The sequence below is a fragment of the Paraburkholderia kururiensis JCM 10599 = LMG 19447 genome, assembly GCF_003986935.1.
GTDB lineage: Bacteria > Pseudomonadota > Gammaproteobacteria > Burkholderiales > Burkholderiaceae > Paraburkholderia > Paraburkholderia kururiensis.
This window is the reverse complement of the sequence record NZ_RJZE01000011.1, coordinates 132,641-156,171: the sequence shown is the minus strand read 5'-3', so window position 1 is coordinate 156,171 and position 23,531 is coordinate 132,641. Positions and strand designations below refer to the sequence as shown.

At 66.4% G+C, this 23,531-nt stretch carries 21 protein-coding genes and 1 pseudogene; 13 read left to right on the top strand and 9 right to left on the bottom strand.

The features are described from left to right. Window positions 1-35 precede the first annotated feature (35 nt). Window positions 36-1,115 carry a GlxA family transcriptional regulator gene (locus PKKP23_RS15260; protein ID WP_017773685.1) on the bottom strand — a complete coding sequence of 360 codons (1,080 nt, stop codon included), beginning with the start codon at window positions 1,113-1,115 and terminating at the stop codon, window positions 36-38. A gap of 373 nt (window positions 1,116-1,488) precedes the next feature. Between PKKP23_RS15260 and PKKP23_RS15255 the strand changes: the two genes are divergently transcribed. The 7 genes and pseudogenes from PKKP23_RS15255 to PKKP23_RS15225 all read left to right on the top strand — a co-directional run. Next, window positions 1,489-2,901, top strand: a complete 1,413-nt coding sequence (locus PKKP23_RS15255; RefSeq protein ID WP_126877518.1) for an L-serine ammonia-lyase — start codon at window positions 1,489-1,491, stop codon at window positions 2,899-2,901. Between the two features lie 14 nt (window positions 2,902-2,915). After that, complete coding sequence (locus tag PKKP23_RS15250; protein WP_126877517.1) at window positions 2,916-4,160, top strand: sarcosine oxidase subunit beta family protein; 1,245 nt, start codon at window positions 2,916-2,918, stop codon at window positions 4,158-4,160. A 30-nt stretch (window positions 4,161-4,190) separates the two neighbouring features. Continuing rightward, window positions 4,191-4,547, top strand: coding sequence for a sarcosine oxidase subunit delta (locus tag PKKP23_RS15245; protein ID WP_126877516.1), 357 nt, complete (start codon window positions 4,191-4,193; stop codon window positions 4,545-4,547). Next, on the top strand, window positions 4,544-7,555 hold the full coding sequence (locus PKKP23_RS15240; RefSeq protein ID WP_126877515.1) for a sarcosine oxidase subunit alpha family protein: 3,012 nt from the start codon (window positions 4,544-4,546) through the stop codon (window positions 7,553-7,555). Before PKKP23_RS15245 ends, PKKP23_RS15240 begins: the two co-directional genes overlap by 4 nt. Beyond that, window positions 7,545-8,204, top strand: coding sequence for a sarcosine oxidase subunit gamma (locus PKKP23_RS34550; protein ID WP_126877514.1), 660 nt, complete (start codon window positions 7,545-7,547; stop codon window positions 8,202-8,204). Before PKKP23_RS15240 ends, PKKP23_RS34550 begins: the two co-directional genes overlap by 11 nt. 5 nt (window positions 8,205-8,209) lie before the next feature. Beyond that, window positions 8,210-8,749, top strand: a complete 540-nt coding sequence (locus PKKP23_RS34545) for a dihydroneopterin aldolase (protein WP_420873231.1) — start codon at window positions 8,210-8,212, stop codon at window positions 8,747-8,749. A 24-nt stretch (window positions 8,750-8,773) separates the two neighbouring features. Further along, a pseudogene (locus PKKP23_RS15225) lies at window positions 8,774-9,019 on the top strand (hypothetical protein); the annotation flags it as partial. Window positions 9,020-9,069: 50 nt separating this feature from the next. Here the strand turns inward: PKKP23_RS15225 and PKKP23_RS15220 are convergent. After that, a complete protein-coding gene (locus PKKP23_RS15220; protein ID WP_126877511.1) occupies window positions 9,070-10,038 on the bottom strand; it encodes a LysR family transcriptional regulator in 969 nt (322 codons plus the stop codon). 342 nt (window positions 10,039-10,380) lie between these two features. Then, complete coding sequence (locus tag PKKP23_RS15215; RefSeq protein ID WP_126877510.1) at window positions 10,381-11,433, bottom strand: NAD(P)-dependent alcohol dehydrogenase; 1,053 nt, start codon at window positions 11,431-11,433, stop codon at window positions 10,381-10,383. 313 nt (window positions 11,434-11,746) lie between these two features. Between PKKP23_RS15215 and PKKP23_RS15210 the strand changes: the two genes are divergently transcribed. After that, window positions 11,747-12,664: an AraC family transcriptional regulator gene (locus tag PKKP23_RS15210; RefSeq protein WP_138721038.1), complete on the top strand. Its 918-nt coding sequence runs from the start codon at window positions 11,747-11,749 to the stop codon at window positions 12,662-12,664. Between the two features lie 116 nt (window positions 12,665-12,780). Next, the gene (locus PKKP23_RS15205) at window positions 12,781-13,218 is read left to right on the top strand and encodes a hypothetical protein (protein WP_420873229.1); all 438 of its coding nucleotides are present in this window, start codon (window positions 12,781-12,783) and stop codon (window positions 13,216-13,218) included. Between the two features lie 55 nt (window positions 13,219-13,273). On the opposite strand, the gene PKKP23_RS15200 is transcribed toward PKKP23_RS15205, so the two are convergent. Further along, entirely contained in the window at window positions 13,274-13,672 is a 399-nt protein-coding gene (locus PKKP23_RS15200; protein WP_126877509.1) for a VOC family protein, read from the bottom strand. A gap of 310 nt (window positions 13,673-13,982) precedes the next feature. On the opposite strand from PKKP23_RS15200, the gene PKKP23_RS15195 reads away from it, so the two are divergent. The 3 genes from PKKP23_RS15195 to PKKP23_RS15185 all read left to right on the top strand — a co-directional run bounded on the left by PKKP23_RS15195 (window position 13,983) and on the right by PKKP23_RS15185 (window position 17,827). Beyond that, entirely contained in the window at window positions 13,983-15,998 is a 2,016-nt protein-coding gene (locus PKKP23_RS15195) for an alkaline phosphatase family protein (RefSeq protein WP_240659027.1), read from the top strand. Between the two features lie 324 nt (window positions 15,999-16,322). Continuing rightward, window positions 16,323-17,279 carry a 2-hydroxyacid dehydrogenase gene (locus tag PKKP23_RS15190; RefSeq protein ID WP_126877508.1) on the top strand — a complete coding sequence of 319 codons (957 nt, stop codon included), beginning with the start codon at window positions 16,323-16,325 and terminating at the stop codon, window positions 17,277-17,279. Window positions 17,280-17,347: 68 nt separating this feature from the next. Next, a complete protein-coding gene (locus PKKP23_RS15185) occupies window positions 17,348-17,827 on the top strand; it encodes an OsmC family protein (RefSeq protein ID WP_126877507.1) in 480 nt (159 codons plus the stop codon). Window positions 17,828-17,841: 14 nt separating this feature from the next. On the opposite strand, the gene PKKP23_RS15180 is transcribed toward PKKP23_RS15185, so the two are convergent. Further along, window positions 17,842-19,134 (bottom strand): MFS transporter, encoded by a 1,293-nt coding sequence (locus PKKP23_RS15180; protein ID WP_042302198.1) that lies wholly within the window; start codon window positions 19,132-19,134, stop codon window positions 17,842-17,844. Between the two features lie 59 nt (window positions 19,135-19,193). Next, entirely contained in the window at window positions 19,194-19,391 is a 198-nt protein-coding gene (locus PKKP23_RS15175; protein ID WP_420873228.1) for a glycoside hydrolase family 28, read from the bottom strand. A 381-nt stretch (window positions 19,392-19,772) separates the two neighbouring features. On the opposite strand from PKKP23_RS15175, the gene garD reads away from it, so the two are divergent. Then, the gene (gene garD / locus PKKP23_RS15170) at window positions 19,773-21,362 is read left to right on the top strand and encodes a galactarate dehydratase (protein WP_126877506.1); all 1,590 of its coding nucleotides are present in this window, start codon (window positions 19,773-19,775) and stop codon (window positions 21,360-21,362) included. A gap of 28 nt (window positions 21,363-21,390) precedes the next feature. On the opposite strand, the gene PKKP23_RS15165 is transcribed toward garD, so the two are convergent. The 3 genes from PKKP23_RS15165 to PKKP23_RS15155 all read right to left on the bottom strand — a co-directional run bounded on the left by PKKP23_RS15165 (window position 21,391) and on the right by PKKP23_RS15155 (window position 23,458). Next, window positions 21,391-22,308, bottom strand: coding sequence for a LysR family transcriptional regulator (locus PKKP23_RS15165; protein WP_126877505.1), 918 nt, complete (start codon window positions 22,306-22,308; stop codon window positions 21,391-21,393). Window positions 22,309-22,393: 85 nt separating this feature from the next. Further along, complete coding sequence (locus PKKP23_RS15160) at window positions 22,394-22,630, bottom strand: tautomerase family protein (RefSeq protein WP_017773705.1); 237 nt, start codon at window positions 22,628-22,630, stop codon at window positions 22,394-22,396. Window positions 22,631-22,747: 117 nt separating this feature from the next. Further along, complete coding sequence (locus tag PKKP23_RS15155; protein ID WP_126877504.1) at window positions 22,748-23,458, bottom strand: SDR family NAD(P)-dependent oxidoreductase; 711 nt, start codon at window positions 23,456-23,458, stop codon at window positions 22,748-22,750. Window positions 23,459-23,531 lie beyond the last annotated feature (73 nt).

Genomic DNA, 23,531 nt, shown 5'->3' with positions numbered 1-23,531 from the left:
CGTGGCGGAAAACGTGCCCGCTCGGTCAACAACGATCAATAAACGTCGACCCGCCCGGGAAACGTCTCGTCCAGCGCCGCGGCGCCCGCGTCCGGCGTGCCCGCGCGCTGCTCGCGAAACGCGACGGGCGGCACGCCGAACTGCTTGCGAAACTCGCGCCCCAGGTGCGAGGCATCGGAAAAGCCGCAGCTCGATGCGATGTCGGCCACGGTACGGTCCGAACTCGTGAGCAGCCAGGCCGCGGTGCGCAGGCGCACCTGCTTGGCGAACGCCTGCGGGCTGCGTCCCGTTTCCGCCTTGAAGAGCCGCTCCAGCTGGCGCGGCGAGAGGTCGAGCTTGCACGCCAGCTCTTCGAGCGGCAGCGTGCGGCCCACGTGCTGTTCCATCACGAGGATGGCACGCTTCACCTTCGGGTGCGTGGCGGGCGCGAGTCCTGGTGGATGCGGCTGCGGCGCGTTGCCCTTCTGCATCTCGCCCACCAGCAGGATGCGCAGCGCCTTTTGCACCGTGGCGTGCTCGAAGTGGCGCAGCAGAATGGCGGCGGCCACGTCGATGGAGGCTCGGCCGCCCGAGCAGGTGATGCGTCGCCGGTCGATCACGAACAGGCGGTCCGCAACGAGGCTATCCGCGTTCACCGCCGGAAAGCGCTCTACGAAGTCCCAGTAGTGGAACCAGCTCACGCAGATGCGATGGTCCTCCAGCACGCCCGCGCGCATCAGCGCGAACACGCCCGTGCAGATGCCCACGAGCGTCGCGTTCGCGCGCGCCGCGCTGCGGATGAACTGCAGCGTTTCCTCGTTGGCCTGCGGCCCCGAATGGAGCAGGCCGCCCACCACCACGAGGTAGTCGAACGGTTCGGCCTCGGCGAAGGTCTGCCATGGCGTGATCTGGATGCCGCAGCTTGCACGCACGGGCGCGAGCGTGTCGCCCACCACGCTCCACGAGCAGCGCACCGGCTTGCTGTAGTCGCCTTCGTCGGCGGAAAGCCGCAGCATGTCCACGAAACCGGAGAACGCCGTCAGCGTGAAGTTCGGCAGCAGCACGATGGCAAAGCGGATGCGTTCCTTCGGTGCGCTGTCGACGGAGTAGAGCGGAAGCGGTTCAGCGGTGTTCATGGTCGGCTGCGCAGGTAGGGGCAGGCGGTTCGGCACCCAGGTTTGCGTGGGCACGAACGCTTGCAGGCGTTGTCTCGGCAGACGGCATGGTGCGGCGCACGAGCGAGGTGGGGTTCGCGACTGAACCGACCCTAGCGTCGCCCATCCCCACGCGCCCGGCTTGCGTTTTTCCGTCGCCAATCTTCGCAGAAGCGAACGGAGCCCCCGTCTTGCGGGGCCGCTGGCGGTGGCGTCCCATTTCCATGCCGTTTTTGTTCTATCGCCGGATTTTACGCTTTGGTGTACTGGCGGCACGCTGGTGAACCGCACGCGAAGCCCGTATAAAACGCTGCGGCACCGGCATCCCACCCACCCGAACGGAAGCCCGCGCACCATGAACGTCAGCGTCTTCGATCTGTTCAAGATCGGCATCGGCCCGTCCAGCTCGCACACGGTCGGCCCGATGATCGCCGCGTGCCGCTTTGCCTCGCACATCGAGGACGCGAACCTGCTCGCCTTCGTGCGCCGCGTGAAGGTGGAGCTCTATGGTTCGCTCGGCGCCACCGGCAAAGGGCACGGCACCGGCAAGGCCGTGCTGCTCGGCCTCGAAGGGCATCTGCCCGAATCGATCGACCCCGACATGATCGAGCCGCGTCTCGCGCAGATCCGCGGCGACCGCGCGCTCGCGCTGCTCGGCAAGCAGACCGTGCGCTTCGACGAGAAGGAGCACATCGCGTTCTACCGGCGCCTGATGGGCGGCACGAGTGTCGTCCACCCCAACGGCATGCGCTTTCAGGCCTTCGACGAGAACGGCCAACTGCTCGTGGAGAAAGAGTATTACTCCGTGGGCGGCGGCTTCGTGGTGAACCGCGACGGCGACCGCGTGAACGGCGTGCGTGCGGCCGGCGAGGTGCCGTACCCGTTTCGCACGGGCGAAGACCTGATGCGCGTGTGCCGCGAAAGCGGTCTTTCCGTCGCGCAGGTCGCGTTTCGCAACGAATGCGCGCTGCGCGCGGCATCGGGCAAGGACGACGCCGACGTGGCCCGCGAAGTGCGCGAGGGCCTCGCGGCCATCTGGCGCACGATGGCGGCCTGCGTGGAGCGCGGCTGCAAGGTGAACGGCGAACTGCCCGGCCCCATGAAGGTGAAGCGGCGCGCCGCCGAACTCTCGGCGCAGCTGCGCGCGCGCTCCGAAGAGTCGCTGCGCGATCCGCTTTCCATGCTCGACTGGGTCAATCTCTATGCGATGGCCGTCAACGAAGAGAACGCCGCGGGCGGGCGCGTCGTCACGGCGCCCACCAACGGCGCGGCCGGCGTGATTCCCGCCGTGCTCCATTACTACGTGAAGTTCGTGCCCGGTTCGAACGAAGCCGGCATCGTCGACTTCCTTCTGACGGCTGCGGCCATCGGCATCATCTACAAGGAAACGGCCTCCATCTCCGGCGCCGAAGTGGGCTGCCAGGGCGAGGTGGGCGTGGCCTGCTCGATGGCCGCCGCCGCGCTCGCCGCGGTGATGGGCGGCACGGCGACCCAGGTGGAGAACGCAGCCGAGATCGGCATGGAACACAACCTCGGCATGACCTGCGACCCGGTGGGCGGGCTCGTGCAGATTCCCTGCATCGAACGCAACGCGATGGGCGCCATCAAGGCGCTCAACGCCTCGCGCATGGCGCTCAAGGGCGATGGCCAGCATTACGTGTCGCTCGACAGCGTGATCAAGACCATGCGCGAGACCGGCGCCGACATGAAGACGAAATACAAGGAGACGTCGCGCGGCGGTTTGGCCGTGAACGTCATCGAGTGCTAACCCGAGAGGCAGAGATGAGCCGCTATTCGATATTCAGCCTGTTCCGCAACGGCCTGTCGTATCACGAGAACTGGGAGCGCCAGTGGCGCAGCCCGGAGCCTAAGCGCGAATACGACGTCGTGATCGTGGGCGGCGGGGGCCACGGCCTTGCCACCGCGTACTACCTCGCGAAGGAGCACGGCGTGCGCAACGTGGCCGTGCTCGAAAAGGGCTGGATAGGCGGCGGCAACACGGCGCGCAACACCACGATCGTGCGTTCCAACTATCTGTGGGACGAGTCCGCGGCGCTCTACGAAAAAGCGATGCAGCTCTGGGAAGGGCTCGCGCAGGACCTCAACTACAACGTGATGTTCAGCCAGCGCGGCGTCATGAACCTCGCGCACACGCTGCAGGACGTGCGCGACACGCAGCGCCGCGTGAACGCGAACCGCCTCAACGGCGTGGATGCCGAATTCCTCACGCCCGCGCAGATCAAGGAAATCGAGCCCACCATCAACCTCAACGCACGCTATCCGGTGCTGGGCGCCTCCATCCAGCGGCGCGGCGGCGTGGCCCGGCACGACGCGGTGGCCTGGGGCTTCGCGCGCGGCGCGGACCAGGCCGGCGTGGACATCATCCAGAACTGCCAGGTCACGGGCATTCGCCGCGAGGGCGGCGCCGTCGTCGGCGTGGACACGGTGAAGGGCTTCATCAAGGCGAAGAAAGTCGCGGTGGTGGCGGCGGGCAATACGACGACGCTTGCGGACATGGCCGGCGTGCGGCTGCCGCTGGAAAGCCATCCGTTGCAGGCGCTCGTGTCCGAGCCCATCAAGCCCGTGGTCAACACGGTGGTGATGTCGAACGCGGTGCACGCGTACATCAGCCAGTCCGACAAGGGCGACCTCGTGATCGGCGCCGGCATCGACCAGTACTCGGGCTTCGGCCAGCGCGGCAGCTATCAGGTGATCGAAGGCACGCTGGAGGCCATCGTGGAGATGTTCCCGGTGTTCTCGCGCGTGCGCATGAACCGGCAGTGGGGCGGCATCGTGGACGTGTCGCCGGACGCCTGCCCCATCATCAGCAAGACCGACGTGAAGGGCCTCTACTTCAACTGCGGCTGGGGAACGGGCGGCTTCAAGGCCACGCCGGGCTCGGGCTGGGTGTTTGCCCACACCATTGCACGCGACGAGCCGCATCCGCTCAACGCGCCGTTTGCGCTGGACCGCTTCTACACGGGCCATCTGATCGACGAGCACGGCGCCGCCGCCGTCGCTCACTAAACAAGCCACCGCTTCTGACGGGAGAAACCCATGCTGCTGATCGAATGCCCGTGGTGCGGACCGCGCGCCGAAAGCGAATTCAACTGCGGCGGCGAAGCCGATATCGCGCGCCCAGCCGAACCTGAAAAACTGTCCGACCGCGAATGGGGCGACTACGTGTTCATGCGCAAGAACCCGCGCGGCGTGCACCGCGAGCAATGGGTGCATACGCAAGGCTGCCGCCGCTGGTTCATCGCGACGCGCGACACCGTGACGTACCAGTTCCTCGGCTTCGAGAAGTTTGGCAAGCCGACGGCCTCTGCGTCGGGCGTGAGCGAGGCACGGAGCGCCGCGCAGAGCGAGGCATACACGAAGGCCAACACCGCAAACGGGGGCAACAGCCAATGAGCCAGAAAGATCGCCTCGGCACGGGCGGGCGCATCAATCGCGCCATTCCGCTCACCTTCACCTTCAACGGCCGCACGTATCAGGGCTACCAGGGCGACACGCTCGCCTCGGCGCTGCTCGCCAACGGCGTGCATTTCGTCGCGCGCAGCTTCAAGTACCACCGGCCGCGCGGCATCGTCACGGCGGGCGTCGAGGAACCGAATGCCGTCGTGCAGCTGGAGCGCGGTGCCTACACGGTGCCCAACGCGCGTGCCACGGAAGTGGAGTTGTATCAGGGGCTGGTCGCCACAAGCGTGAACGCGGAGCCTAGCCTCGAGCACGACCGCCTCGCCGTGAACCAGAAGTTCTCGCGCTTTTTGCCCGCGGGCTTCTACTACAAGACCTTCATGTGGCCGCGCAAATGGTGGCCGAAGTACGAGGAGAAGATTCGCGAAGCCGCGGGTCTGGGCAAGGCGCCCGACACGCCCGACGCCGACCGCTACGACAAGTGCTTCGCGCACTGCGACGTGCTCGTGGTGGGCGGCGGCCCCACGGGCCTCGCGGCTGCTCATGCGGCCGGGAAGGCCGGGGCGCGCGTGATCCTCGTGGACGACCAGCGAGAACTGGGCGGCAGCCTGCTGGCGGGCCGCGCGGAAATCGACGGACGGCCCGCCATGCAGTGGGTCGAGAAAGTGGAAGCCGAACTCGCACACATGCCCGACGTGAAGATTCTCACGCGCAGCACCGCGTTTGGTTATCAGGACCACAACCTCGTGACGGTGGCGCAGCGCCTGACCGACCACCTGCCGGTCTCGATGCGCAAGGGTTCGCGCGAACTGCTCTGGAAGATCCGCGCGAAGCGCGTGATTCTCGCGACAGGCGCGCACGAGCGGCCCATCGTGTTCGGCAACAACGACCTGCCGGGGGTGATGATGGCTTCGGCGGTATCGGGCTACATCCATCGCTATGGCGTGCTGCCGGGCCGCGAGGCCGTGGTGTTCACCAACAACGACGACGGCTACCAGTGCGCGCTCGACCTCAAGGCGTGCGGCGCGAAGGTGACGGTGGTGGATTCGCGTGTCCAGGGCAACGGCGCGTTGCCGGCGGCGGCGCGCCGTCAGGGCGTGAAGGTGCTGAACCAGGCGGTGGTCACGGCGGCGCACGGCAAGTTCAAGGTGAGTTCGGTGCAGGTGGCGTCGTATGCCAACGGCCAGGTGGGTGGCCAGGTGAGCACGCAACAGACCGACATGCCCTGCGACCTCGTCGCGATGTCGGGCGGCTTCAGCCCGGTGCTGCACCTCTTCGCGCAGTCGGGCGGCAAGGCGCACTGGAGCGACGAGAAGGCGTGCTTCGTGCCGGGTAAGGCCGTGCAGCCCGAATGCAGCGTGGGCGCGGCAGCGGGCGAGTTTCGCTTCGCCAGTGCCCTGCGTCTTGCCGTGGATGCCGGCGTGGAAGCCGCGAAGGCGGCGGGCTTCGATGCGCCGCGTCCGCAGGCGCCGGTTGCGGCCGACGTCGCAAGCCAGCCGCTCGAACCGCTCTGGCTCGTGGGCAGTCGCGAGCAGGCCTCGCGCGGTGCCAAGCAGTTCGTCGATTTCCAGAACGACGTGACCGCGGCCGACATCCTGCTCGCTGCGCGCGAAGGCTTCGAGTCCGTGGAGCACGTGAAGCGCTATACGTCGATGGGCTTCGGCACGGACCAGGGCAAGCTCGGCAACATCAACGGCATGGCGATTCTGGCCGGCGCGCTCGGCAAGTCGATTCCCGAAACGGGCACCACCACGTTCCGGCCCAACTACACGCCGGTCACGTTCGGTCTGGTGGCAGGCCGGGAACTGGGCGACCTGCTCGACCCGATCCGCAAGACCTGCATTCACGAGTGGCACGTGGAGCACGGCGCCGCGTTCGAGGACGTCGGCAACTGGAAGCGCCCGTGGTACTACCCGAAGCCCGGCGAAGACCTGCATGCCGCCGTGGCGCGCGAGAGCCTGGCGGTGCGCCAGAGCGTGGGCATTCTGGATGCCTCCACGCTCGGCAAGATCGACATTCAGGGTCCCGACGCCGCGAAGCTGCTCAACTGGGTCTACACGAACCCGTGGAGCAAGCTCGAAGTGGGCAAATGCCGCTATGGCCTGATGCTCGACGAGAACGGCATGGTGTTCGACGACGGCGTGACCGTGCGCCTTGCCGACCAGCACTACGTCATGACCACGACGACGGGCGGCGCCGCGCGCGTGCTCTCGTGGCTCGAACGCTGGCTGCAGACGGAATGGCCCGACATGAAGGTGCGGCTCGCCTCCGTCACGGACCACTGGGCGACCTTCGCCGTGGTGGGCCCGAAGAGCCGCCAGGTCTTGCAGAAGGTGTGCGGCGACATCGATTTCGCGAACGCCGCGTTCCCGTTCATGACGTACCGCGAAGGCACGGTGGCGGGCGTGGCGGCGCGCGTGATGCGCATCAGCTTCTCGGGCGAACTCGCGTACGAGGTCAACGTGCCCGCGAACCTGGGCCGCTCGGTGTGGGAAGCACTGATGGCCGCGGGCGCCGAGTTCGACATCACGCCGTACGGCACGGAAACCATGCACGTGCTGCGGGCGGAGAAGGGCTACATCATCGTCGGCCAGGACACGGACGGCTCCGTCACGCCGTACGACCTGGGCATGGGCGGGCTCGTGGCGAAGTCGAAAGACTTCCTCGGCAAGCGTTCGCTCACGCGGTCGGACACCGCCAAGGATGGCCGCAAGCAGTTCGTCGGCCTGCTTTCCGAGGACGCGCAGTTCGTGATTCCCGAGGGCAGCCAGATCACGGCGGGACCGGTGCAGGGCGATACGGCGCCGATGCTGGGCCACGTCACGTCGAGCTACTACAGCCCTATCCTGAAGCGCTCCATTGCGCTTGCCGTGATCAAGGGCGGCCTGTCGCGCATGGGCGAGAAGGTCAACATTCCGCTGGCGGACGGCCGGCAGATCGGGGCGAAGATTGCGAGCCCGGTTTTCTACGACACCGAAGGAGCCCGTCAAAATGTGGAATGAGGCACGAAGCAATACCGCGGCTAAAAGTGCGAGCGACGCAGGCGGTGCATCGGGTGCCGCACGCGGGCCGTGGCAGGAATCGCCGCTCGTCGGCGCGGCCGATGTTCTGCGCGCGCAGCACGCCAACGTGCAGAAGAAATTCCGCTTCACGGAGCGGCCGTTCATCGACCTCGTGAACCTGCGCGGCGACGCCGACGACCCTGCATTCGCAAGCGCCGTGGCAAGCGTGCTGGGCTGCCGTCTGCCCACAACGCCCAACACGGCGGCGCAGGGCGAAGGCGGCGAAGTGCTCTGGCTCGGGCCCGACGAATGGCTCGTGCGTTCGCGCGAAGCGCAGGCTGCGGTGCTGGAAAAGCGGCTCGCCGCGGCGCTTGCGGGCCAGTTCGCGTCCGCCGTGGACGTGGGCAGCGGCTACACCGTGATCGAACTGGCGGGCGAGAAGGTGCGCGACGTGATCGCGCGGGGCTGTCCGCTCGACCTGCATCCGCGCCTCTTCGCGCCGGGGCAGTGCGCGCAGAGCCACTACTTCAAGGCGTCCATCGTGCTCGTGCCCACGGCGGCCGATACGTTCGAGGTGATCGTGCGACGCAGCTTCGCCGATTACTTCTGCCGCATCATGCTCGACGCCGCGGCGCCGCTCTTGCTGTGAAGCGCCTGTCGTCCGACCTGCCATCCGACCTGCCGCGCGAGACGGGTCGCGGCTGGCGCGTGTTTATCGACGAACTGGTGGTCGAGGCACACGTCGGCATTCACGCGCACGAGCATGGCAAGCCGCAGCCCGTGGTGATCGACGCGAGCCTAGTCTACGCGGGCGAACCGTGCGAGAGCGAAGCAGCGGCAGGAGCGATGATCGACTACGAGCGTTACTGCGCGCGCGTCGTGCAGTTCCTCGACACGCGGCCGCATACGCGTTTGCTCGAAACGCTCGCGCTGGATCTCGCGGAGTTGTCGTTTCGCGAGTGGCCCGCGCTGGCCGCGCTCACGCTCGCGTTGCACAAGCCCAAGATTCGCGAGGGCACGCGGCGCATCGGCGTGGAACTCGACTGGACGCGCGCCGATTACGAGGCGCGGTGCGCGCGGACGGCGACGCGAGCGGGACAACCGCAGGCGCGCGGCGTGACCGACGCGGTAGGCGTGCCAGCGGGCGCGTCTGCGCACGTCTCGTGCATCGAACCTGCCGCGGCCGCCGTCTGAACCCCACGCGAGCGGACCCCCGTCATGCCGCGCCCGGAAACGTCGCGTCTTGTCAGACTCGCCTGCGAAGCGGGCGACCCCGACGCCGCACTCGCGCTGCTCGAGCAGAGCATCGCGCTCGGTCATCGGCGCATCGCCTTGATCCGCTATCTGTTGGCGGAGCGCCTTCGGGCGCCGCTCGAAGCGCGCCACCACGATTACGTACGCGACGTGGCCGCGCGCATGAGCGCGAAGGCGCTCGCGCGCGTGGCGGGCGAGGCACGCGCCCGCGCCCAGCGCACGCGCCGCGCGGGTGAGGCGGATGCCCCGGCGCCCGACAATCAAGCCGGCTGCAACCCCCGCAGCAGTTGATGCACGTGCGAGAGGTCGCTGTCCATCAGGCTGTCCATCAAGCTGTGACCCTCGAACAGTTCGGCAAGCCAGTCCACGAAGGCGCGCACGCGCGGCGACACGCGCCGGCTCTTCACGAACACCGCCGAAACCGGCATGGGCAGCGGCTTCCATTGCGGGAGCACTTCCACTAGCTGTCCCGTATCGAGGTAAGGCTGCGCCGTGAGCCGCGCAGGCTGGATCAGCCCGTAGCCTTGCAGCCCGCACGTGAGGTACGCCTGCTCGTCGCCCACGCGCACGAAGCCGTTCATCTTCACGGCGGCGGCGGCGCCGTCCACTTCGAAGTCGAGCGCATCCGGGCGCGACGCAACGGGCGCGAGGCAATTCACGGCAACGTGCTGCGCGAGGTCGTCGAGGCTGGCCGGCATGCCGTAGCGCTCGACGTAGGCCGGACTCGCGCACGTCACGTGTTCGAGCGCGCCGAGACGGCGTGCCGCAAGCCCCGAGTCCGGCAACTCGCCGAACTGGATGCTGCAGTCCACGGCCTCGCCCACGAGGTCCACGTTGCGCAACGTCACACCCACGGCCACGTCGAGATTCGGATACCGCGCGTGGAAGTCGGCGAGCGCGGGCAGCACGATCGCATTGGCCACCACGCCCGGCATCTCGACGCGCAGGCGGCCGCTCAGCGCGTCGGTGCTGTTGCGCAGGCTCGCTTCCATTTCGTCGATGTCGGCGAGAATCTGCGCGCAGCGCTCGTAGTAAGCCGCGCCTTCCGCAGTGAGGCTCAGGCGTCGCGTGGTGCGCACGAGCAGTTGCGTGCCGAGCAGCGCTTCGAGGTTCTGCACGATGGTGGTCGCGCTCGCGCGGGGAATCTCGAGCGATTCGGCGGCCTTGGTGAAGCTGTTGGTATCGACGATGCGAATGAAGGTGCGCATCGCCTGAATTCGGTCGAACACGGGCAATCTCCTGTGCGAAAGAGAGTCATCCGGACGAAGCCGGGTGTAAGCAAAACAGCGAAAGACAGCGCGAACCGCCGCGACATACGGGCTTCAGCGGGGCTTCAGCGTGCCGGTCATGCGGTCGGACGCATGGCGGCGCACGTGTGGCGGGCGAGGGGGACTCGCAGCCGGAAGCCTTCTTCTATTCACCCGAGGGCGGTGAATGCGAGCGGTACCGGCTGCGTTGCAGGGCAGGGGCCGGCCGGGAAGATGTAACCCGGCGCGACCCGGCGGGTCAGGGGGAGCGTGATGCCCTTCAGCGCAGCGAAGGGCGGGTAAGTCCTGAAGGTCCTGACCGCGTTACTGCCGCAGCGAGTCGATATCCACCACGAAGCGATACTTCACGTCGCTCTTCAACATCCGTTCATAGGCATCGTTGATTTTCTGCATCGGAATCAGTTCGATGTCCGACGTGATGCCGTGCTGGCCGCAGAAATCGAGCATTTCCTGCGTTTCGGCGATGCCGCCGATCAGCGAACCCGCGAGGCGCCGCCGCTTCATGATGAGCCCGAAGACCTGCGGCGACGGATGATCGTGCTCGGGCGCGCCCACCAGCGTCATCGTGCCGTCGCGCTTGAGCAGCTCGATGAACGGATTGAGGTCGTGCTGCGCGGCCACGGTGTTGAGGATGAAATCGAAGCTGTTCGCGTGCGCCTGCATTTCATCGAGGCTCTTCGAGATCACCACTTCGTGTGCGCCCAGACGCTTCGCGTCTTCCACCTTGGAACGCGAGGTGGTGAAGAGCACCACGTGCGCGCCCATTGCGCGGGCGAGCTTCACGCCCATGTGGCCCAGACCGCCGAGGCCCACGATGCCCACTTTCTTGCCGGGCCCCGCGCCCCACTGGCGCAGCGGCGAGTAGGTGGTGATGCCCGCGCACAGCAGCGGCGCGGTGGCGGCCGGGTCGAGGTTGTCGGGCACGCGCAGCACGAAGGCTTCGTCCACCACGAGGTTGGTCGAGTAGCCGCCGTAGGTGATCTCGCCGCTCACGCGGTCCACGCCGTTATAGGTGCCGACGAAACCGTTCTCGCAATACTGTTCGAGCCCTTCGGCACAGTTCGGGCAGGTGCGGCACGAATCGACGAGACAGCCCACGCCCACGAGGTCGCCGGCCTTGAAACGCGTGACGCCGCGCCCCACGTGGGTGACGCGGCCCACGATTTCGTGGCCCGGCACCACCGGATAGATCGAGTTCTTCCATTCGTTGCGCGCCTGGTGCAGGTCCGAATGGCACACGCCGCAGTACATCACCTCGATCTGCACGTCGAGTTCGCGCAGCGCGCGGCGCTGGAATTCGAACGGTGTGAGAGGGGTGTCGGCGCTGCGTGCTGCGTATGCATAGGTAGTCGGCATGTTCGCTCCTGCAAAAAGGTATGACGTCAGGGTTCACATGCTAGGCATCGGGCCCCACCCAGGGAATACCTGAAGCTACGGAACATTTGCCTGATTCTCCTGGCGGCAAGCGGGACGCCAGGTTTGGTGCTAGATTTCGAGCCTGATTCTCTCGAACCGTCATACATCCGTCATGACTACCGTTCCCTTATATCCGCTTGAGACCTTGCTTGAGGCCTCGCTTGAGACCTCGCCTGAAACCCTGCGGGACGCCGCCGCGCCGGGCACCGCCGTCGCGCAGGTTGCCGCGGGCGCCGGCCCGGCCCAGCGGCGCATGGTCGAACTGCTCGCCACGCTCGCACCCGCCGAGGGCATGACCCAGTCCACGCTCGAAGGCGTGAAGTTCATGCGCGCGAACCGGCCGCATCCGCGTCAGCCCGTGATGTACGAGCCGTGCATCGTGATCGTCTGCCAGGGCCGCAAGCGCGGCTTTCTTGCCGAGCAGTCGTTCGTCTACGACGCGCAGCAGTACCTCGTGCTTTCCGTGCCGCTGCCCTTCGAGTGCGAGACCGAGGCGAGCGCGGCTGAGCCGTTGCTCGCCATTTCGATTCGCGTGGACCTGACGCTCGTGGCCGAGTTGCTGATGGCGCTCAACGACACGCGCGGCGCCGTGCACAGCGAGCCGCGCGGCATCTACGCCACGCCGCTCGACCGGCCGCTCAGCGACGCGGTGCTGCGGCTATTGGAGTCGCTGGTGTCGCCGTTCGACGCGCGCATTCTCGGGCCGTCTATCGTGCGCGAGATCTGCTATCGCGTGCTCACGGGCGAGCAGGGCGACGCGATTCGCGCCGCGCTCACGCATCAGCATCACTTCGGGCGCATCGCGAAGGCGCTGCGGCGCATTCACACCGACTATCGCGGCGACCTCGACGTAGAGACGCTCGCACGCGAAGCCGGCATGAGCCTCGCCGTGTTTCACGCGCAGTTCAAGCAGGTCACGTCGACTTCGCCGATGCAGTACGTGAAGACTACGCGGCTGCATCACGCGCGTTTGCTGATGGCGCAGGACGGGCTCAACGTCAGCGCCGCCGCGGCGCGCGTAGGTTACGAGAGCGCGTCGCAGTTCAGCCGCGAATTCAAGCGTCTTTTCGGCTTGAGCCCGATCGACGAAGTGCGGCGCATGCGCGACGCCTTCGCGGCGCCGCCGCAGCGCGTGGCGCCGCCGGGGCCGCAGTATGTGACGGTGGTTTGAGGGTTGAAGTCGCGATGCGGCGCTCGCCGCACGCGCTGCGCGGCTCGCGTTCTCAGGCGCGGCGATGCCATTACAATCCAGCACTTCGACCCGGCCACCGCCATCGCTATCGCACCATGAACGTTTTCGCTGCATCCGCTTCCAGGGCCATCGTTTGCGTGGCCGCCACCGTTATCGCCATCGCCGCCAGTGCGCCGGGGCAAGCTCAAACCCAAGCCCAGACCGCCGGCAGCAGCGATGCGTCGCAGCCGCCTTGCGCCATTGGCGTGGTGAGCGGTATCGGCGGGGCGGCGGCCAGCATGCGCGAGTACCTCGCCACGCCGGACCGCGACAAATACCGCTACCTCGCGGACAACCCGCTTCAATGTCGCGTCTCGGACGAAGGCCGCACGTCGGGCTGCACCGGCGTTACGAACCTGCGGCGCGAACGCGTGAGCGTCTACGACGACATCGACAGCACGACGATGTCCGTGGTGGCGCGCGTGGAACTGGAGCACGGCACGTATCCCGCCATCATCGTGGTGCGCAAGCAGGACGTGCAGTGCGAGCAGTGACCTTGTGAGCGTGCCGGGCGGTGCTCAGCGTGGCTCCGCTTCGGGTCGCTCCCGCTCAGGGCCGCTCGTCTTCATGACAGCACACACAGAGCTTGTTGCCGTCCGGGTCGCGAAAGTACGCGCCGTAATAGTGCGCGTGGTACTGCGGCCTGAGCCCGGGCGGTCCTTCGCAGGTGCCGCCGTGCGCGAGCGCCGCGGCGTGCATGCGGTCCACCATCGAACGCGTGGGCGCGAGAAACGCCGTCATCTGCCCGTTGCCCGGGCTCGCCGCGAGTCCGTTCCAGGGCTGGCCGATCAATAGCAGCGGGCGTGGTGCGTCCGTTGCCATCCATCCCGCCCATGGCACGTCGTCTTCCCTGAACTTGAGCACGTGGCCCAGCTCGTCCATGAGCGCGGTGTAGAACGTGAACGCGCGTCCGAAGTCCGTGATGCCGATGAACACGTGTGAAAACATCGCTTCGTCTCTCCATTGAACGATTCGCAGAGATTCTCAGACCGGGCCGCCGTGCGGGCGGACCTGTGCATGCTCATGCATCTGCCCACCTGACGCAACAGCGCGAAACGTAAGCGCACGGCAAGCATTCCGTCAGCAGCGGTACACGCATCCGACACACGGCCGTCCCGAGATCTTCACCGCGCATCTTTATCTTTCTTACCGCCGTAAGACTTGATAACAAGGTTGCGCCTCCACGCGAAGACGCGGCCATCCCCATTCCACACGCCACATCACCCGTGCTTTTACGCATCACGTCATGGAGGCGTTAATGAGTCGATTTGCCCAGGTAGTCGGCAGCCCGTTGTTACGAGGTTCGCTGTTATGCGCCGCTGTTTCGCTCGCAGTGGCGTCTGCCGTATGGCCCGCCGTTGCGGAAAGCCAGCAGAACGCCGCGGCCCAGGATCCGTCGCTGAAGACGGCTTCGCCCATCAAGCACGTCATCGTGATCGTCGGTGAAAACCGCACGTTCGATCACGTGTTCGGCGCGTATCAGCCGCGCGCCGGCCAGACCGTTTCGAACCTGCTCACGAAGGGCATCATCACGGCCGACGGTCAGCCGGGTCCGAATTTCAGCGCCGCTGCGCAATACACGGCGAGCGCTACCAACCCGAACCTGTTCGAGATGGCGCCCGGCGGCAAGCAACCGTATTCCGTGCTGCCCGCACCGAACACGGGCGGCACCACAAGCGCACCGAGCGACACCAACCCGCCGCCGTTCGCGACGCTCGCCGCCGCGCAGGCCGCGGAAGGCAGCGTGCTCGAGCCGCAAGACGTCGTGAAGCTCACCACGGGCGCGAGCGGCCTGCCCAAGGACGTGCCCGACACGCGCTTTGGCGCCAACACGTTCAACCTGCCGAACGGTCCGTACCAGATCTCGCGCGTGGGCCCCGACTACGACCAGTACATCAACAGCCCGGTGCACCGCTTCTACCAGAACTGGCAGCAGGCGGACTGCAGCACGGCGTACGCCACGCCCGACAACCCGAGCGGCTGCAAGATGGATCTGTTCGCCTGGGTGGAGACGTCGGTGGGCGCGGGCGCGAACGGCAAGGCCCAGCCCACGCCGTTCACGGACCAGACCACGCATGAAGGCTCCACGGCGCTCGGCTACTACAACACGACGACGGGCGACATGCCGTACTTCACGCATCTCGCCCGCGAGTTCACGATCAGCGACAACTATCACCAGCCGGTGATGGGCGGCACGGGCGCGAACAGCATCATGATCGGCACGGCCGACGCGATCTACTACACGGACAGCAACGGCAACCCGGCCAAACCGCCCGTCAATCAGATCGAGAACCCGCTGCCGATGGCGGGCACCAACAACTGGTACACGCAGGACGGCTACTCGGGCGGCAGCTACAGCAACTGTTCGGACCTGCATCAACCGGGCGTGGGCACGCTGCGTCACTACCTGAGCAGCCTCTCGTACAAGCCGGATGCGAAGTGCGCGCCGAACACGTATTACCTGCTGAACAACTACAACCCGGGCTACAACGGGGACGGCACGGTCAATACGAGCACCTTCACGATTCCGCCGTCGCCCGTGCGCACCATCGGCGACACGCTGCTCGAGAAGAGCATCTCGTGGAAGTACTACGGCGAAGGGTGGAATACGTTCGTGAGTTCGCCGTCGACGAGCGTGTACTGCAATATCTGCAACCCGTTCCTGTACGAGAAGGCGATCATGACGAACCCCGCGGTCGTCAAGGCGCACCTGCAGGACACGAGCGACCTCTACTCGGACATCACCAACGGCACGCTGCCGGCGGTCTCGTTCGTGAAGCCGGGCGGTCTGCTGGACGGGCACCCGGAGTCGTCGAAGTTCGGCCTGTATGAAGCCTTCGTGCACAAGCTCGTGGACGCGGTGCAGCGCAACCCGGCGCTGTGGGCCTCCACGGCGATCTTCATTACCACGGACGAAGGCGGCGGCTACTACGATTCGGGCTACATCCAGCCGGTCGACTTCTTCGGCGACGGTCCGCGCATTCCGCTCATCGTCGTGTCGCCGTACTCGCGCGGCGGCCGCGTGGTGCACCAGTACTCGGATCACGTGTCCATCGTGAAGTTTATCGAGCGTAACTGGCACCTGAAGCCGATCACGGACCGCAGCCGCGACAACCTGCCGAACCCGGTCCAGATGGCCGCGCATCCGTACGTGCCGGTCAACGCGCCGGCGCTGGGCGACCTGTTCGATTCGTTCCAGTTCCCGCGCCAGCATGGCGACGGTGACGATAGCCACGAAGGCTCGGGCGGAGGCAAGGGCTGGTGGCCGTTCTGAGTTCCGGGCCTTGAGCTTTGCATGACCCGGGCCGGTTGAGCCGTTCGCGGCGTCCACCGGCTTGATTGAAGCGCATTACCGCATGCAGGCTTTCGCGTCGTGAGGCGCGAAAGCCTGTTGCGTTTGGGGCGGGCAAAGGCTTGTTAAACTGGCGCCTGTTTGCCGTTCGTCCGCCGCTTCTCTGGCGTTGCTCTGTCGCTTCCCTGTTGTTTCGTCGCCGTTCAATCCCGTGCCGCCGGGTTCATTGCGTACCAACCTTGCGCCAACCCGGTGCCAACTCCGTGCCCACCCTGCGCCAACCCCAGGCCAACCCGCAAACAGGTCATGAAACCTTCCCTGCTGGTTCTGATTGCCCTCACCGAAGCCAGTCTCGCGGAAATCACCGCCGCGTTCGACACACACGCTCCCGTTCCACTCGACGTTCTCTACGCACCCGACGATGCACAGCGCAATCAGGCCATCGAATCGCACGGGGCCCACGTGCGCGCGGTGCTGACCAACGGCACCACGGGCCTCACCGCCGCTGAGATCGACTGCATGCCCGCGCTCGAATTCGTGAGCGCGCTGGGCGCGGGCTACGAGAACATCGCGCTGGACCATGCCCGCGCGCGCGGCATCACGCTCGTCAACGGCGCAGGCACCAACGACGACTGCGTGGCCGACCACGCGTTCGCGCTGCTGCTGGCTACCGTGCGCGACGTCGTTCAACTCGACGCCGCGTGTCGCGCCGGCGTATGGCGCGATGCGCTGCCGCTCACGCCTTCGGTCTCGGGCAAACGGCTCGGCATCGTGGGGCTCGGCAATATCGGGCGCAAGGTGGCGCGCCGTGCCGAGGGCTTCGCTATCGAAGTCGGCTATCACAACCGTCAGCCGCGCGAGGGCGTGCCGTATCGCTACTTCGACAGCGTGCTCGCGCTTGCGCAATGGAGCGATTTTCTCGTGGTGGCCACGCCGGGCGGCGCCGCGACGAAGCATATGATCGACGCCGCCGTGATGCAGGCGCTCGGGCCGCACGGCTATCTCGTCAACGTGTCGCGCGGCAGCGTCGTGAATACGGCGGCGCTGGCCGAGGCGCTGGAGCAGGGCAGCCTCGCAGGCGCGGGGCTCGACGTCTACGAAGGCGAACCGCAGCCGCCTGCCGCGCTGCTGCATCTGAAGAACGTGGTGCTGACGCCGCACGTGGGCGGCCGCTCGCCGGAGGCCATCGCGGCATCGGTGCGCAACTTCATCGAAAACGCGGCGCGGCACTTCGCAGGCGAGGCGCTGCTGACGCCGATCTGAATCGTGGGCCGCTGCTCGCAGCAGCGGGCCCGCAAACTTTTTCGTCGACCAGAAGAAAAGGAGCATGCATGGCAACGCACACGGCCACGATCGAATGGAGCGGCAACGGCAGCGTATTCACAGACAACCGCTACAGCCGCGCGCATCACTGGACGTTCGACGGCGGCGCTGTGGTGAGCGCATCGAGTTCGCCGCACGTGGTGCGCGTGCCGTTCTCCGACCCGGCGGGCGTCGATCCGGAAGAAGCCTACGTGGCCGCGCTCTCGAGCTGCCACATGCTCTGGTTCCTTTCGATTGCCGCGGGCGAGGGCTACGCAGTCACCTCGTACCGTGACGAAGCCGAAGGCACGATGGCGAAGAACGAGGCGGGCAAGGAAGTGGTGACACGCGTGGTGCTCAAGCCGCACGTCGTTTTTCACGGTGCCAAAGCTCCCACAGACGAAGCGCTTGCCCATCTGCACCACCGGGCTCACGAGGAATGCTTCCTCGCGAACTCGGTGAAGACGGTGATCGATGTGGAGGGAAGCTGGGCCTGGCAGGCCGCCTAGATCTTTTAGACCGTTCAGACCGAGGTCTGAAGCTGGCCGACGGGCATCGCCGTTTCGCGGCGTTCCTTCGCCACGAAGCACAGCACGAGCGCGCCCACGATATCGAACAGCGCCAGCAGCACGAAGAGCGGGTTGTAGCCGATGCGCGTCACGAGGAAGCCGAACAGCAGCGTGAAGAGCGTCGCGCCCAGGTAACCGCTCATGCCGCCCAGACCCGTTGCCGTGGCCACTTCGTTGCGGTCGAACATGTCGGACGTAATCGAGTAGAGCGCGCCGGAGAGCGTCTGGTGCGCGAACCCGCCCACGCAGAAGAGCGCAATCGCCGTGTACGGGCTCACTGCCAGCCCGATGCAGGCCGGTCCGATCATGCACAGCGAGCCGAACACCATCACCATCTTGCGCGAGGCGAAGAGCGACACGTTGCAGTACTTGTGGAAGAGCGGACTCAGGTAGCCGCCCAGCACGCAGCCCACGTCGGCGGCGAGGAACGGCAGCCACGCGAACAGCGCGATCTCCTTGAGGTTCATGTGCCGCTCGGTGGCCATGTAGAGCGGAATCCAGGCGTTGAAGGTCTGCCATGCCGGCTCGGAAAGAAAGCGCGGAATCGCAATGGACCAGAAATTGCGCGAGACCACGATCTCTTTCCAGCTCGCTTTTTTCGCGGTGCCGTTCGACGTGCCCTGATCTTCCTGGCCGGAGACGATGTAATCGCGTTCGGCTGCTGAGAGGCGCTTCTGCTGCTTCGGATGCTTGTAGAACGCGAGCCATAGCACGGTCCATACGAGTCCCAGCACGCCGACGATCACGAACGCCCATTCCCAGCTGCCGCGCAAAATCGCCCACACGACGAGCGGCGGCGCGAGCAGCGCGCCCACCGACGAGCCGATGTTGAACCAGCCGATCGCGACCGACCGTTCCTTCGCCGGAAACCATTCCGACGACGCCTTCACGCCGCCCGGAATGCCGGCCGCTTCGGCCACGCCGAGAATGCCGCGAAAGAGCGCAAGGCTCTGCCAGCCCGTGGCGAGCGCCGTGGCCGCACAGGCAAGCGACCACGCCGCCGCGAAAATCGCGAAGCCGATCTTGGTGCCGAGCGCATCGAGCACGTAGCCCGCCACCGGCTGCACGAGCGCGTAGCACACCTGCCAGGCCACCACGACATACGAGTACTGCTGGGTGGTCACGTGCAACTGTTCCATGATGGTCGCTGCGGAGACCGACAACGTATTGCGCGCGAGATAGTTGACGATGAGCCCCACGGTAACGAGGCTGATCATCCACCAGCGCATGCCCTTGACTGCTTTCATGAGATGACTCTTTCCTGAGTGGTTGCGGCTTGATTGATGCGGCTTGAAAAAAAGGGGCGTCAGCGTGTATCGACGATCGACGTGTTCCACGTCGTGCCCGCGATCAGCACGTTGGCGAGCGTGATGGCGTTGACGTTGAACGCGTAGACGGGGCCTGGTGTGCTCGCCGTGACCGGGCCCGCCGCGACCGGCGTGTCGGCCTGCCGGCACACGCTGTCGTGCCGGCCGCCTGCTGCATGACGGTCTGGGTGGGTCACGTCTGTCTCCGGAAAGGCGGTGGGGCCGCCTGGTGCTCGTGGGGTCTCGGCGTCTCGGTCCGTCGCGGCCGTCTGCCATGAATCAGTGGCAGGTAGTGAAGCGGTTATCGGACGACTTCGAAAGTTAGCTCATGTTGTAAAACAACGTTGGCAAGTCTAGCCGCGCGACATGGGGGCGGGACACCTGGTGCTTACCCTGATCCATTGCCCGGGTCCGCTTTGGCCTTATGACGCCGTAGAGCCGCTCGTGTCCCCGTTTTCCGTCGACAGACCAAGGCGTGACGGCACGTGGTAGCGCGGACGCAAAAGCGTCGCGAACGTCCCAAATCTTGTCGGCGATGTTGTAAGATGCCAAACAACTTGAGCCGGGAGCTTGCAGCAATGAATCAGCGGTTGAACCTCGTGGGGCGCTACATCCGTGTGCATCCGAACGACAACGTGGGCGTCGTGGTGGACGACGGCGGCCTGCCGCCAGGCGCGGTCTTCCCCGACGGCCTCGCGTTGCGCGAAGCCGTGCCGCAAGGGCACAAGGTGGCGCTCGTGGACCTGGCGGCGGGCGACCCGGTGCTGCGCTACAACACGGTGATCGGCTACGCGCTCACCGACCTCGCGGCCGGCAGCTGGGTCAACGAACGCACCATGCGCATGCCTGAGCCGCCCGGTCTCACGGACCTTCCCATCGCTACCCGAGTCGAGGCGCTGCCGCCGCTCGAGGGCTACACCTTCGAGGGCTATCGCAACGCCGATGGCTCGGTGGGCACGCGCAACGTGCTGGCCATCACGACGACGGTGCAGTGCGTTTCCGGTGTGGTCGAACACGCGGTGCAGCGGATCAAGGCCGAACTGCTGCCGCGCTACCCGAACGTGGACGACGTCGTCGGGCTCGAACACACGTATGGCTGCGGCGTGGCTATCGACGCGCCCGACGCCGTGGTGCCCATCCGCACGCTGCGCAACATCAGCCTGAACCCGAACTTCGGCGGCGAAGTGATGATGGTGAGCCTTGGCTGCGAGAAGCTTCAGCCCGAGCGCCTGATGCCGCCGGGCACGATTCCCATCGCGGCCTCATCTGCGAACGGCGAAGGCGACGGTGCGGCGCAGGACGCGAACGGTTCGGTGGTCTGTCTGCAGGAGCCCGCGCACGTGGGCTTCCAGTCGATGATCGACGCCATCATGCGGACGGCCGTCGCGCATCTGGAACGGCTCAATGCGCGGCGGCGCGAAACGGTGCCGGCATCGGAACTCGTGGTCGGCATGCAATGCGGCGGCAGCGACGCGTTTTCCGGGCTCACGGCGAATCCGGCACTGGGCTTCGCAGCCGACCTGCTGGTGCGCGCGGGCGCTACGGTGATGTTCTCCGAGGTGACCGAAGTGCGCGACGGCATCGCGCAACTCACGGCGCGCGCCGCGAATGCCGACGTGGCGCAGGCCATCGTCCGCGAAATGGCCTGGTACGACAGCTACCTGCAACGCGGGCAGGTGGACCGCAGCGCCAACACCACGCCGGGCAACAAGAAGGGCGGCTTGTCGAACATCGTCGAAAAGGCGATGGGCTCCATCGCGAAGTCGGGCAGCGCGCCGATTGCCGGCGTGCTGTCGCCCGGCGAAAAGGTCCGCCAGAAGGGCTTGATCTACGCGGCCACGCCCGCGAGCGACTTCGTCTGCGGCACGCTGCAACTGGCCGCGGGCATGAACCTGCACGTATTCACGACCGGCCGCGGCACGCCTTACGGCCTTGCCGCCGTGCCGGTGGTCAAGGTGGCCACGCGCAGCGACCTGGCGCGACGCTGGCACGATCTGATGGACATCGACGCGGGCCGCATCGCCACGGGCGCGGCGAGCATCGAAGACCTCGGCTGGGAACTGTTCCACTTCATGCTGGACGTGGCGAGCGGCCGGAAGAAGACGTGGGCGGAGCAGTGGAAGCTCGCCAATGCACTGGTGCTGTTCAACCCCGCGCCGGTGACCTGATCCATCGACTGCGAGCTGCCATGCTTCGCTACGCGCGCAGCTTTTCCATCAGAAAGTCCACGAAACACCGCACGCGCGACGACAGATGCCACGCGTGCGGGTAGAGCAGCACGAACGGCCGCGAGCCGCCGCCGTAATCCTTGAGCACCTCGCGCAGCGTGCCGTCTGCCAGGCCCTCTGCCGCCACGAATCGATAAGTCTGGAAAAGCCCGGCGCCGTGGCGCGCCAGCGTGACGCCCGCGAGCACGTCGCCGGCTGTGCTGTAGCCGCCGCGCGTCATTGTCTCCGCGGCTTCGCTTTCGTCTTGACGCCTGAAGAGCCACGGAAGGTTGCGGCCCGTGCTGGGCAGCGCGTACTGGATGCATTCGTGATGGACGAGATCGTCGGGCGTAGCGGGTTGGCCCGCGCGTTTCAGATAGGCGGGCGACGCCACCACCACGAGTTCCGCATCTTCGAGCTTGCGGGCGATCAGGCCGGAGTCGTCGGGCGCGCGGCCGCGAATGGCGAGGTCGAAACCTTCGTCGGCGAAATCGATGTTGCGGTTGCTCAGATGCGTTTCCACGGTCACGCCCGGAAAGCGGGCGCGGAATTCGGCGAGCAGCGGCAGCACGCGGTAGTGGCCGTAAGGCGTCGGCATGCTGATGCGCAGCACGCCGGCAGGCGAGCTCTGCTCGCCCGTCACTTCGCGTTCGGCTTCGGCGAGACGGGCCAGCGCTTCGCGGCATTGTTCGAAGTAGCGGCGTCCCGCGTCCGTGAGGCGAATCTGTCGCGTCGTGCGCACGAAGAGCCGCACGCCGAGGCGCGACTCCAGCCGCGCCACCGACCGGCTCACGGCGGCAGGCGTGACGCTCGCCGCCGTCGCCGCTAACGTGAAGCTCTCCAGTTCCGCTGCAAGACAGAACAGCTCGATGCTGCCGAGCAGCAGGTCTTCGAATTGACGTTGCATCGACTCTCCCACGGCGTGCGTGCGGGCAAGAATATCAGGCCGAACGCGAGAGAGCGACGGTGCGGACGATGCGGACCGGCACGCGTCACGGCTGCTGCGCTGCACGCTGCCTGCGATACGCTTGCACGGGCAAACCGCCCCAGCCCCAGTTCGCGGTATCGACTTCCTCGATCACGACGAAGGTGGATTCGAGCGGCTTGTTCAGCACGTCGAGCAGCAGGTGACTCACGCCGTGGATCAGGCGGGCCTTTTCTTCCGCGGTGACGGATTCGCGGCCTGGCTTCGTGCCTTCGCGCGTAACCTGGATGGTGACGATGGGCATGTCGGGCTCCTGAAGTGTAGGAACAAATGTGGCAACCACAGGTGGGGCAACTACAGGCGCCGCGCACGGCGGCGCACTGTGATGCTGCAAAGGCGCTGAAAAGGCGCTGAAAAGGGCTCAGTGGCCTGCGCTCTGGCCGCCGTCCACGTGCAGGATCTCGCCCGTCACGAACGGCGCGGCATCGAGGAACAGCACCGCGTCGACGATGTCGCGCATCTCGCCCATGTGGCCCATCGGGTGCAGCGCACCGAGCGCTTCGTGCGTTTCGGGTGCATGCATCGGCGACTTGATGATGCCCGGCGACACCGCGTTGGCGCGAATGCCTTTCTTCGCGTACTCGATGGCGAGCGACTTCGTGGCGGCGTTGATGCCGCCCTTCGTGAGCGACGCCAGCACCGAGGGCACGCCTTGAACGGCATGGTCCACGAGGCTCGTCGTGATGCTCACCACGTGACCGCTGCCTTGCTTTTCCATTTCCGCCACGGCGAGCTGCGTGATGTGAAAGAAGCCGGCCACGTTCACGCCCATCACCGACGCGTAATCTTCCGCCGTGTATTGCGTGAAGGGCTTCGCGACGAACACGCCTGCGTTGTTCACGAGCGTATCGATGCGGCCGAACCGGGCCAGCGCTTCGGCCACCACGCGGCGCGCCGTTTGCGGGTCGGCGATGTCGCCTTGCACGGCGGCGAGGTTGGGATCGTCCGTCGGTTGGATCGAGCGGGCGGTTGCGACCACGCGATAGTCGAGCTGGCGGAAAGCCTTGACGATTTCCGAGCCGATGCCTTGCGATGCGCCGGTCACGACGACCACTTTTTGCTGCGTTGCCATGATGAGTTCTCCAATGATGAGGATTCGGAAAAGCTGATCGGAGCGCGGCTCCGATGGGTGCTCAATCTAGGCG